Origin of the sequence: Nonomuraea mangrovi (genome assembly GCF_042681425.1) — a bacterium.
Lineage (GTDB): Bacteria > Actinomycetota > Actinomycetes > Streptosporangiales > Streptosporangiaceae > Nonomuraea > Nonomuraea mangrovi.
This window is the reverse complement of the sequence record NZ_JBHUFV010000034.1, coordinates 26,120-36,950: the sequence shown is the minus strand read 5'-3', so window position 1 is coordinate 36,950 and position 10,831 is coordinate 26,120. Positions and strand designations below refer to the sequence as shown.

Here is a 10,831-nt window from a genome sequence, read left to right as displayed (position 1 = left end):
CCGCAGAGATCGATGACCAGAACACCCAGATCACCACCGTCATCACCGCCTGCTGCCCGGCCCCGCTGGCCTGCTACGGCGTCGGCCCCGCTGCCGGGGCTCATGACGGACGCTCCGTATCGGCGGTGGCCGACCCCGGCTCCTCTCCGGCGCCCTGGGCGAGCCGATGCGCTGGCTCCTGTCTGATGGCCGCGAGTTCGGCGCGGGTTGTCTCCGCTTCGCGCCGCGCGGCGTCGCGTTCGGCCTCGGTGCGAGCGAGCGCGACCGCCGCGGCGGTGGCCTGCTCGGCGGCCTGCCGGCGTCTCCGGGTCAGGTCCTCGCGCAGCCGCCCCACGTCGCGCTCGTGGCGGTGGCGTTCGGCGGTGAGCTCCTCGCGTACGCCGGCTGACTCGGCGCGCGCCTCGGCCACGGCCGCCTTCAGCTCGCCGATCTGCTCGGCGGCCTCGGCCAGGCGCTGGCGGGAGCCGGTCAGCTGGTCGGACAGGCGGCGGGCCTCGGCGCGTTCGGCAGCCAGCTTCGTCTCGGCCTCGACGAGTCGGGCCTGCGTCTCGCCCAGCGCGGTGGCCTGGGCCTCGGCACGCTCAACTTGATCGGCGAGCTGGCGCCGCAGGGTGCGCAGCTCGTCGGCCTGGCGGTCGCGGACGTCTTCGGCGGCCTGACGGGCGGTTTCAGCGGCGGCCTGGCGGCGTTCGGCGGCCACCACCACGCGGGTCTCGGTCTCGCGTTGGATGCGCTCGGCGTCGGCGCGGGCGCGATCCTCCCGCTCCTCAGCCTGCCGCTGGGCCTGCTGCGCCTCGCGCGTGGTGCGCTCGGCCGCCCGCCGGGCCTGCTCGGCCTCGTGAGCGGCCGGACGGGCGTCCAGGGCGTCGGCGCGCTCGTCGGTAGCCTCGGCGGTCAGCGTGGCGATGCGCTGCAGGGCGCCGGTCTCGACGATCTGCACGCCGTCGGCGAAGCGGGCGACGAGGGCCTGCAGGCCGTCCAGCAGCGGGCGGGCCTCGGCGAGCACCGCGCCGGTGGCGGTCACCGCGGTGGTCACCGCCTCGCGTTCGGTGCGTTCCCTGTTCCGGTAGTAGGCGTTCTTGCACAGGTTGTTGTTGTCGCAGAACTTGCGCGGCTTCCTGCCGGCCGGCGTCGCCACCTACATGCTTGGGCCGGGCGGCTGGTCGCTGCACAAGGTGCAGGACTTCCTGGGCCACGCCGACCCGCGCACCACGATGCGGTACAACCGGGCGGTCGGCATGCTGGACGACTCACCGGCCTACGAGGCGCGTTGTTCGCACGCGGCGAGGCCGAGTTCAGCGACGAGGCCGAAACCGCGGCAGTGCCTCAGCGCTAAAGCGGGAAAGGTCAAGCAGTCTGCGTCCGTCTCGCCAGTGCCGCGCTGATCGACTCGGGAGCTCCTCCCCCGACGGTCGAGCTGGCGGCAGGATTTTGTCCGTCGCTCGGCCTTGTGCCTGAAGGGAATTTCTTCCTGCAGGACGCCTTGCACTTCTCCTCCTGTTGAGTGAAGTGCCACAGGCATTGGACCCAGTTCTTTAGCTTGAAGCAACCGGTTTTGAGCGGTTCGTAGTGATCGATGCAGTTCCGGTAACACCTGTTTCTACCTGCGGGCTGGAGCTCTTGCCCTGCATTGATGGCCGGGCAGTCGGTCCCTTGGAAGCTAAGTGTGGCGCTGAGCCCGATGGCTGCTGCGATCATTGAACTCTTGACGTTCACATACATTCCAGCTCCGGTACGCACACGGTCTTGTGAAGTAGAGGCGGGCGGGACGGTAGCGCTCCCGCCCGCGGGCAGTGGTCAACTGCGGATCAGCACGGTCTCGTTGTGGTTTCTCCCGGTCAAGGCGATGGCTCCGTGAGGCTGAGATTTGGCGTTGGCGGCGTCGGCCGCCACTACCATCGCGGCCGCCACACCGGAGGCCAGCACGAGGGCGAGTACGACGACGGTGAGCATTCGACCTTTGTCGGTCGGCAGGTGACTCTCGGATGTGGACATATAGATTCCTGTTGTGGCTGTGAGCCCTTCCTCAGGAAGGCCATGTCCAGAAGAGCACGCCAGAGGTGTCAGGTCTTGTCACGAGAATTCGTGACTTGACACGAAAGCCGGATGTGAAGCGCGCGATCGCGTTGTGGCGGCGTGTCGAAGCTCGGCCGGCGCGCCTGGCTTGCGTTTCCGCTGGCGGGACTTGCCAGGGCTTGACAACCGTGTACCCACATGATCAGTCTGGGTTTCGTATCGGTACGCGCGGTTTCTCCCCTGATCGGGGGGTTCGGACGACGCGCTGAGATCGACGGAGACGCGCGAACTCGACCCTCCCGATACCTCGGGCACCCCCCGGGATGATCTTCCCCCACATTTCATGATCACTAGCTAGGTCCTGCCGAAGCGCTCCTCGAAGGAGGTCAGCTGCTCCTCAGCAAGGTTCTGAGCGAACAGTGTCGCGCGCAGGTGGTTGTCCGCGTCGTCGCCCGCGGACCGCGCGAGATCATCCGGGTGGGCGCGGCGAGCAGGCTGGCCAGCATCGCCCTGTGCCGTCGAGCCTGGGCGGGCCGGCCCAACGCGGAGAAGCGGTGCGCCACACCAGCGAGTTGCCGTTGACCAGCGCCGACATCAGGCAGTAGTACTGCTCTATTCCTGGCATGACACGTAAAGGCCCTGTGGTCCGCGTACGGCCTTGATCGAGAAAATGTCGAGCATACGGATTCGCGGCCGGTCGTCTTCGCCTGCCGGTCAGGACCGGCCGGCTGAGGTCCTCGGATAGGGTCCACGGGTGAACGACGCCCCCATCATCCTGCTCGGCGGCGCTTCGGGGACCGGCAAGAGCCAGGTGTCCTATCCCCTGGCGCGCCGCCTGGCCTCACCTATCGTCGAGATCGACGACATCGTCGAGGCGCTGCAGGCCATGACCACGCCGGAGCAGCTGCCCGCGCTGCACTATTGGCGGGCCAACCCCGAGGCCGTCCACCTGCCTCACGAGCGGATCGTGGAGATGCAGATCTCCGTGGCGCGGGCGCTCGTCCCCGCGGTGCGGGCGGTGGTCGCCAACCATCTCGAGACCATGACGCCGGTGGTCGTCGAGGGCGACTACCTGTTGCCGTCCACGGCCGCGGAGCTGGACGGCGTGCGCGCGGTCTTCCTGCACGAGGGCGACGAGGAGCAGATCGCCGAGAACTACCGGCTTCGCGAACCCTCGGCAGGGGCGCAGCACGGGCGGGCCGTGGTGAGCCGCCTGTACGGCGACTGGCTGGCGTCGCAGGCCGAAGCGGCTGGAGTGCCGGTCGTTCCCGCCCGCCCCTGGGACGACGTGCTCGAACGGGTGGCACGGGCGCTCAACCTCGCGCCGCCCGCCGTCTGATCCTGCCGCCGGGCTTGTGGACCGGCACGCGGCGCGCCGATCGGTTCACCTGTGCGTCCAGCGGAAGAGGGTAACGCCTTCGGCGGTGAGCCAGGTGCCGTCCCCGAGCGGGTATGCAGATTCGTGCGCGGGCATCGGGTAGCGCACCTCCCCGCTGAGAGCGTCGATCAGGACGTGCCTGGCGTCCTGCGGCGTTTCGGTGTAGAGCGTCGCGGTGGCGATCACGGTGTCGGCGTCAACGTAGCCGCCTCCGTCCCAGAAGGCCTCGCCCGAGGCCGGACGCCATGCATCAGCGGCGAGGAGCCTGCGCATGATGAGCCCGCGGAAAGGAGTGCCAGGCGATCTCGTCCGGCGGGGCGTAGCTGAGATAGGACAGCCCGGTGGGATGGACGTCGAGCAGGATGCGGTAGTCGTCCTCGTGCTTCCACACGCGCAGGCCGTCCTCCTCCAGCCGGCCCCAGTACACGTGCAGGCCGTCCTGGCCCTCCCCCACGGCCAGGCCCATGTGCCGCCCGTCGGCGTGTGGCAGGTGCTGGCCGCCGACGGCGGCGCAGCCCAGGGTCTCCCGCGCGACGACCCGTCCGCTGTCGGCCGCCAGCCCGAGCCACTCGTCGCCCTGGTAGGGGGTGCCGTCGAATTCGCCGTCGTCACGCCACACCCCCGAGCTCGGCGGGCCTGGCAGCATCGCCCAGACGTGCCGGCCGTCGTCGCTGACCCGGCATGAGGAGCGGTTCTCCTTCCGGGGGTGCCATCGGTGACCGCGGTGCTCCCACAGCACCGCGCCGGTGGCGGTGACAGCTCGGACGGCCTCGTCGTTGGCGTCCAGGCCGTGGGCCTTGCCGCGCATCGAAAACGACCTGCGCCATCTCGTGGAAGAACGTGGCCCTGACGACGCCCGTCTACGACTGCGGCTCCAGCGGCCGCTTCGGCGACGAGATCAACTGGGGCAACGCCGCTCGTGGTCGATACAGCTGGGCGTCACCAGGACTCGACCTCGAACCCGGTGGCGGCGGTCCAGAGTGCGCGGAAGGCGTGACCCGGCCGGCCGTTGAAGTCGTTGCCGGGCAGGCTTCGGATCAGCTCCACCGCGGCTCCGAGGTGGCCGCAACGGGCCGCTTGAAGGACGAGCTGCCCGGTCGGGTGCTCGCGCTGCGTCCGCGGTGTCTTCATTAGCGTGGCATGGGCCTCGGCGAGCGCGGCCAGCTCCACCTGGTCCGGCCGGGCGCGCGCGGGGTCGAGCCGGGCGTTCGTGCCTGCCTGGGCGAGATGCTCCTCGTAGGCGTACCCGCCACCGTAGATCTGCGCCCATGCGCTCAGCAGGTCCGGACGGCCCGCCGCGACGAACAGCTCGACCGCGTCCCAGCCGTCGAACCAGCCCTGCGCCTGCCACTCCTCGGCGTGCAGAGCCCGCATGGGGATGAGCTGGCCGGCCAGGCGGTCGCGTCCGGTGCGGATGAGGTAGGCCAGCAGCGGCCCGCTGTAGAAGGTCGAGGGGTTCTCCTTGCTCTGCCGCAGCAGGGCGAGGGCTTCGTCCTCGCGGCCGCACTCGATCAGCGCCCAGGCGACCGCCAGGCGGTGCTCGCCCGGGTTGGTCTCGGGCTCGATCGCCGCCCGCGCCCGATCGAACCACGCGTGGGCGCGGGCGGCGTCCCCCAGCGCGGCGTGCGCGCCGGCCACCGAGGAGGCCACGAACGCGGCGTTGTATTCGTCGATCACGGCCTCGGCTTGGGACTCGACGCCGTCGAAGAACGGCCGCGCGTCCTCACGCCGTCCGGCGGCTGCCAGGATCATCGCGACGTCGGCGAGGCCCCGCACCCGCTGGGCCGGTTCCGGGATCCCGTCGAGCAGCGCCCGCGCCCCGTCCGGCTCGCCCCGGCGCGCCCGCAGCCTGGCCGCGTGCCGCAGGCCCTCGCTCACGTGATGGTCCCAGCCCTCGTGCAGCGGCTCCACCGCGTCGATCACGAGCGCGAACAGGTCGTCCAGGGTCGCCGTGTCGGGCGGAGGCCAGGTCCCGGCCGGCGCCGGCTCGGTGCGGCCGCGGAACGCCTCCAGGTACTCCTCCAGCGGCGGGCCGACCCGCTCGGCCACGGTGGCGGCATCGGGCAGGACGTCGAGCGCGCCCCAGCGCACCGGCCAGCCGAAACGGCGCTCGACCGTCCAGGCCAGGACACCGTCGAGGTCCTGCTCACGGCCGCGCGGCGCGATGACCGGCCCCTGCTCGAAGGCCACGGCCCATGTCGCGTCGTCGAGCGCGAACGTCGGGTCGACACTCGCCTCCCCCTCCTCGCGCAGCCTCTCGCCCGCGTCGTCCCCGTCGAGCTCCAGCGGGCGCGGTTCAGGTGGCGTGCGCAGGAAGGCGAAGTCGCCGATGACCTGGCCGGTGGCCGCCAGGAAGAAGCGCAAGGTGGTCCCGCCCACGATGACGACGATGCCGTCGGCGCCCCACACCACGCCGCGCGCGTCCGCGGTCGCTTCGACGGTCCCCACCCGGCCGGGGACGTCGCCCAGGCTCCAGATCTCGACCTCGCCATCAGCGGTCAGCGCAGCCGCATGCAGCCCGTCCGGCGACCACGCCCAGGCGGTGCCGTCCTCGTCCTCGCGGTGGGCCTCCTGCAGCGCCAGGTCGAGGTCGTAGCGGTGCCGCCCGTTGTCGTAAACGGTGACATGGGGACGGGCGTTTGCGTCGTTCCCGTCCGGCACCACGACCGCCAGCCGTGGAGCGGCGCCGTGCGCGCCCCAGGACAGCTCGGAAGCGCCTGGATGTCCCGGCAGCGTCGCCACCGTCTGCCCCGTCAGGGCATCGCCGACCAGCAGCCGCCCGCGCGACTGATGGGCGAAGTACCGCTCGTCCCTGCTCCAGGCCGGGGCATCCACGCGCCTGCCCGCCTCGACGAACCACAGCACCCGTCCGCTGACCGCGTCCAGGGCGCAGGCCCAGCCGTACGTGTGGCCGTAGAGCCGCCGTCCGTCGCGCGACCAGAAGACCCGGTCGAAGCTGAGGTTCTCGTCCTTCAGCAGTGCTCTGACCTGGTCCGGCACCGGTTCGGACAGCTCCTGCGCGTCATCCTCGTACACCTCTCCCTCCGCCAGCGGTACGGCGTAGCCCTGCGCCCGCCCGTCCTCCGGGTAGCCCGCCACGACGTAGGCGCGGCTGCCGTCGGGCCCGAGGGCGAAGACGGGCGGGCGCGAGTACCCGTCGGTCACGTACGCCGCGGCGATCGGCTCCGGCTCGTGCCCGAACGGATCCCACACCCCCACGCCGTTGGTGTCGTAGGCTAGGCCGATCCGCCGCCCGTCGGCCGACCACTGGATCCTGCGGGGGTAGTCGGGCCAGCCCACACCGCCCGAGATCCCGTCCAGCACATTGACGCACCGCGCGCCGGCCAGTTCCCAGATCTGCAGCACGCCGCCACGCTCGTAGTCGTCCCCGCACCAGCTCCCGACCGCGAGGTAGCGCCCGCACGGGCTCAGGGCGTGTCCGATGAGGTCGTATGGATGGCCGTCGGGGTGCCGCAGGAGCGCACCGAGCTCCCTGATCCGCTCGGTCGCGAACCAGTGCGCCTCCGTGACGCCGTGGATCTGCTCCAGCCCGGCCAGCGCGGCGCGGAGGGGCGGGAGGTCGCGGGTCGGCACGAACGCCGGCCAGTCCACGTCGCGCAGTGCCGCCAGGTACTCGTGCGGGGTGACCGACGACAGATTGGGCAGGTGCATGATCGTCATAGCGGGCGACCATAGTGGCAGCGTCCTGAATCGTCCGAGTTTTTCCAAAATCACCTGCCAGGAGGCGGCGACCCTGCCCCGTGCGTGTTCACCGCGAGAGTCGGACGGTACGCGTCGCCAGGGTCGGGGTTGAGGAACCTGCGGACAGCCTTTGGCGGCACCCGCGAGTAACTTGGCGTGACCCCACCGCGGCCCAGCTCAGAGCCCGAAACGGTGCTTTCGAGCCGGACAGGCCTCCTGGAGGATCGCCGCCGCACCGACCGCCCTGACTGTTTCGGGCGCGGCGCCCCGATCTGCGTCAGCTGCCGCTTCAAGAAGTCCGAACATGCAGCTCAACCGGAAGACTGGGCGTTCCGGGTTGCGGCATTCACCGCTGAGGCGTCCGCAGCGGCGGTCTTGAGGACGGTGCACGTCCGCGCCGGCGAGCACCTCGTCAAAACCCCTACCGAACTTGCCATCCCTGTCCCGGATCAGGAACCGGAACCCGTCGGCTCGCTCGCCCAGGTCCATCAGCAGGTTGCGCGCCTGCTGCGCCGTCCAAGCACCGGTCGGATGAGCCGTGACACCGAGGATATGCACCCGCCGCGTTTCGATCTCCATGACGAACAACACGTACAGGTGCTTGAGGAACACCGTATCGACGTGGAGAAAGTCGCACGCCAGCATGCCGGAGGCTTGAGAGATGAGGAACTGCCGCCAGGTCGGTGAAGCCCGGCGCGGCGCGGGCCCAAACCCCGCCGCCGCCAGGACCCTGCGGACCGTCCCCTCCCCCACCCGGTACCCAAGACCGAGGAGCCCGCCCCGGATGCGCCGATGCCCCCACCGTGGATTCTCCCCCGCCAACCGCACGATCAGATCGCGGATCTCCTCAGAGATTGGCGGCCAGCCATGCTTGGCGGGGAAGGTCCACTTCTTTCTTGACCAGCCGCCGGTGCCAGGCGAGCAGCGTGCCGGGCGTCACGATGCGATACAGCCGGAGGCGAGCGGGTAACAGCCTGGCCAGCGCGGCCAACAGCGCCCGATCGGCCCAGCCCGGCCTGGGCCGGGCGACCTGGCGACGCAGCACCGCGACCTCATGCCGCAACACCAAGATCTCCACCTCCTTGGAGGCGCCGCCCCGAGTGAGCAGCACCAACCAGCCGGACATCCGACCCACCAGCAGATAGACAAGGCGAAACAGCACGAATGCCGAGCCTAGAAGACCAGGTCCGACCCTCATTGCCAGTTTCTGGCACCGGACAGGCTGCCGGACATACGGTCACACCCGGTCGGCGACTTCGCTGCGGTCCTGTGGTGTCATAGCAGGCTGCCGGGTCCCAGCCGCAGGCGGTGATCTGCTTTCGGTTGGAACGGTGCTACCCATGGCCACGAGCGCAAACTCGCGAACGATGTCCGGGCGGGCATCACCGTCTGACTGCGTGTATGCGGAGCTTGTGGTCGTCAGCCGGCGTGGGCGATGTCCAGTTCCCGTTCTCGGATGGACTTGGTGTTGCTTCGCAGGGAGCGCAAGGCGTTGCCGATCACCGGGAGCCGGAGGCTGCGCGCCATGACCGGCCGGAGGGTGATCTGCCGCTGGTTGCCGGGGGTGACGAAATACCGCTGGTCGAGGCCGTTGGCCTGGTAGTAGGTCATGTGCGGGCGGAGCTGCGCCTCCCAGGCGCGCAGAGCGCCGCAGATGTCGCCGGGGTTATGGTGCAGCATGCTGCCGAGCAGGTCGGCTCCGGCGAGCGCGGCGGAGATCCCCATGGCGGCGTACAGGCTGGGGCACCACGCGGAGTCGCCGACCAGCACGACCCGGCCGTGCGACCAGGCGTCCATGCGGGGTTGCTCCACCGAGTCGAACAGGAACGCGTCGGCGGCGTCGAGCGCGTCGAGCGCCTCGCCGAGCAGGCGGCCCGTGGGCTGAGGTCCGTACGCGGCGCGGACCCGTTCGGCGGGCCGGCCGGTGAACTCGGCGTCGACGTCGTCGGTGCGGTACGAGAAGAGCACGGTGGGCGGGTGGTCGGCGAACGGAAAGACCCACATGGCCCGGCCGGGCTCGAGGAGACTCGCCCCCTCGTGCGAGGAGAGGCCGCCGACCGGGCCCGGCAGCGTCGTCGCCGCGATCATGTAGCCGAGCCGATGCAGATACCTGTCGTGCGGGCCGAAGACGAGACGCCGGACCGTGGACCGCAGCCCGTCGGCGCCCACGACGAGGTCGTATCGCTCGGTCACGGATCCACCGTCGTGTTGGAGCGTCACCTCGACGCCGGAGGCATTCTGGTCGATGCGGGTGGGGGTCGTCGCGTAGCGGATCTCCACGTCGTGCGGGAGCGCGGCGAAGGCGGCACGTTCCACGTCACCGCGCAGCATCATGCGAGGCGAGGCCGGCAGATCCCCGAACCCCAGACCGGGTTTGCGGACGCCAGCGCGATCCACCGTGTAGGTGACGCTGCTGGGCGGCGACCGGTCGGGGATGGCGTCGAGAATGCCGAGTCGCCGCGCCGCAGCCCGACCGGCGCCGAACAACACGACGAAGTAACCATCCGATCGACGGCCCGGCGCTCTCTCCACGATCACCGGATCCCAGCCGATGCCCCGAAGGGCGATCGCCGTGGCGATGCCGCTGACGCCGAGCCCCACGACCAGGGCCCGTTTCCTGCTGCTGCTCAGCGCAGTCATGGCTTCCTCCTCGGATGTGACACGGCTAGGGGACGAGGACGATGCGGTCGTCGGTCTCGGCGGTCCACGCCTGCGCGACCTGGGCGAGGGGTACGGCGCGCGCCCGTACGTCGATCGCGCCCGCGGTCACCGCTGAGGCCAGTTCCGGCAGTTCGGCGAGGAAGTCGCGGGCGGGGACCGAGCCGATGCCGCTGCCGACGATCTGGAGGCGGGCGGAGCGCAGGGCCGCGGAGGGGATAGGCGCGGTTGGGCCGACGATGGATCCGATCTGGATCCAGGTCAGCGGGGCGGTGCGGTCGGCGCGGGCGGTGAGCATAGGAATCATGGCGCCGGCGGCGGGTTCACCCCACACGTAGTCGATGACCACGTCGACGTCGGCTGCGTGGCCGATCTGGTCGAAGGTGATCGTCTCGTCGGCGCCGAGGGCGGTCAGCGCCTTCAGGCGGGTGGTGTCGCGGCCGGCGGCGATGACCTGGTCGGCGCCGAGCAGCTTGGCGATCTGGACCGCCATCCGTCCGGCGTTGCCGGTGGCGCCGAGGACGAGGACGCGCTGGCCAGCGTGGAAGTCGACGCGTCGGCGCAACGCGACCCAGGACGACATGGCCGGGTTCATCGCAGCGGCGATCCGTACGGGGTCGATGCCGTCGGGCAGGATCACGCTGCGGCGAGGGTCGATGAGGGTGCGCTCGGCGAACGTGCCAAGAGTTGTGTCGTCCAGGGCCACGTAGCGGACGTTGCCCTCCTGGTCGCGTACCACGCCGTCGACGCCGGGGATCAGCGGGTACGTGCCGTTGCTGGAGTAGTGCGAGCCGTTCGCCTTGGCCTTGGTCAGATGGTGCAGGCCGGCCGCGAGGACCTCGACGAGCAGCTCGTCGCGGTGGCGTTCCGCGGGGTCGGGGTGGTCGCGATAGACCGGCGGGGCGTCGGCTGCTGGGATGACGGCAGCGTGCATGGTGACCTCCAGAAAATGATTTGTATTACCAACTATCTCCATGATGGTTGGTAATACAAACCATGTCAACAAGAGTCGGCGTGATCGATGACGCATCCGTCGATCGCCTGGCGCGGGATCAGGTTCGCGAGGCGTCCCGGGCG

10 protein-coding genes are annotated in these 10,831 nt (G+C 70.4%); 1 reads left to right on the top strand and 9 read right to left on the bottom strand.

All coding sequences use genetic code 11. The annotated features are described in order from the left end of the window. Positions 1–100: 100 nt before the first annotated feature. Both ACFSKW_RS23990 and ACFSKW_RS23985 read right to left on the bottom strand, forming a co-directional pair. Positions 101–1,138: a coiled-coil domain-containing protein gene (locus ACFSKW_RS23990; RefSeq protein WP_379574616.1), complete on the bottom strand. Its 1,038-nt coding sequence runs from the start codon at positions 1,136–1,138 to the stop codon at positions 101–103. Between the two features lie 659 nt (positions 1,139–1,797). After that, the gene (locus ACFSKW_RS23985) at positions 1,798–1,995 is read right to left on the bottom strand and encodes a hypothetical protein (protein ID WP_379574615.1); all 198 of its coding nucleotides are present in this window, start codon (positions 1,993–1,995) and stop codon (positions 1,798–1,800) included. 775 nt (positions 1,996–2,770) lie between these two features. Between ACFSKW_RS23985 and ACFSKW_RS23980 the strand changes: the two genes are divergently transcribed. Then, positions 2,771–3,355 carry a hypothetical protein gene (locus ACFSKW_RS23980; RefSeq protein ID WP_354914530.1) on the top strand — a complete coding sequence of 195 codons (585 nt, stop codon included), beginning with the start codon at positions 2,771–2,773 and terminating at the stop codon, positions 3,353–3,355. 45 nt (positions 3,356–3,400) lie between these two features. Here ACFSKW_RS23980 and ACFSKW_RS23975 read toward each other — a convergent pair whose 3' ends face one another. The 7 genes from ACFSKW_RS23975 to ACFSKW_RS23945 form a co-directional block, all read right to left on the bottom strand. Further along, positions 3,401–3,667 (bottom strand): hypothetical protein, encoded by a 267-nt coding sequence (locus ACFSKW_RS23975; RefSeq protein WP_379574614.1) that lies wholly within the window; start codon positions 3,665–3,667, stop codon positions 3,401–3,403. Continuing rightward, positions 3,645–4,202: a hypothetical protein gene (locus ACFSKW_RS23970; RefSeq protein ID WP_379574613.1), complete on the bottom strand. Its 558-nt coding sequence runs from the start codon at positions 4,200–4,202 to the stop codon at positions 3,645–3,647. The genes ACFSKW_RS23975 and ACFSKW_RS23970 overlap by 23 nt, the downstream gene beginning before the upstream one ends. A 131-nt stretch (positions 4,203–4,333) precedes the next feature. Next, positions 4,334–7,075, bottom strand: coding sequence for a hypothetical protein (locus ACFSKW_RS23965; RefSeq protein ID WP_379574612.1), 2,742 nt, complete (start codon positions 7,073–7,075; stop codon positions 4,334–4,336). 198 nt (positions 7,076–7,273) lie between these two features. Then, on the bottom strand, positions 7,274–7,741 hold the full coding sequence (locus ACFSKW_RS23960) for a hypothetical protein (RefSeq protein ID WP_379574611.1): 468 nt from the start codon (positions 7,739–7,741) through the stop codon (positions 7,274–7,276). Between the two features lie 202 nt (positions 7,742–7,943). Continuing rightward, a complete protein-coding gene (locus tag ACFSKW_RS23955) occupies positions 7,944–8,258 on the bottom strand; it encodes a hypothetical protein (RefSeq protein ID WP_379574610.1) in 315 nt (104 codons plus the stop codon). 257 nt (positions 8,259–8,515) lie between these two features. Further along, the gene (locus tag ACFSKW_RS23950) at positions 8,516–9,736 is read right to left on the bottom strand and encodes an FAD-dependent monooxygenase (RefSeq protein WP_379574609.1); all 1,221 of its coding nucleotides are present in this window, start codon (positions 9,734–9,736) and stop codon (positions 8,516–8,518) included. 25 nt (positions 9,737–9,761) lie between these two features. Beyond that, positions 9,762–10,688 carry a quinone oxidoreductase family protein gene (locus ACFSKW_RS23945; RefSeq protein WP_379574608.1) on the bottom strand — a complete coding sequence of 309 codons (927 nt, stop codon included), beginning with the start codon at positions 10,686–10,688 and terminating at the stop codon, positions 9,762–9,764. Between the last annotated feature and the right edge of the window lie 143 nt (positions 10,689–10,831).

Excerpts from the sequence above, each read along its gene's own strand:
- ACFSKW_RS23960 (WP_379574611.1), bottom strand. The coding sequence starts at position 7,741 with ATGCTGGCGTGCGACTTTCTCCACGTCGATACGGTGTTCCTCAAGCAC.
- ACFSKW_RS23970 (WP_379574613.1), bottom strand. The coding sequence starts at position 4,202 with ATGCGCGGCAAGGCCCACGGCCTGGACGCCAACGACGAGGCCGTCCGA.
- ACFSKW_RS23945 (WP_379574608.1), bottom strand. The coding sequence starts at position 10,688 with ATGCACGCTGCCGTCATCCCAGCAGCCGACGCCCCGCCGGTCTATCGC.
- ACFSKW_RS23965 (WP_379574612.1), bottom strand. The coding sequence starts at position 7,075 with ATGACGATCATGCACCTGCCCAATCTGTCGTCGGTCACCCCGCACGAG.
- ACFSKW_RS23950 (WP_379574609.1), bottom strand. The coding sequence starts at position 9,736 with ATGACTGCGCTGAGCAGCAGCAGGAAACGGGCCCTGGTCGTGGGGCTC.
- ACFSKW_RS23975 (WP_379574614.1), bottom strand. The coding sequence starts at position 3,667 with ATGCGCAGGCTCCTCGCCGCTGATGCATGGCGTCCGGCCTCGGGCGAG.
- ACFSKW_RS23985 (WP_379574615.1), bottom strand. The coding sequence starts at position 1,995 with ATGTCCACATCCGAGAGTCACCTGCCGACCGACAAAGGTCGAATGCTC.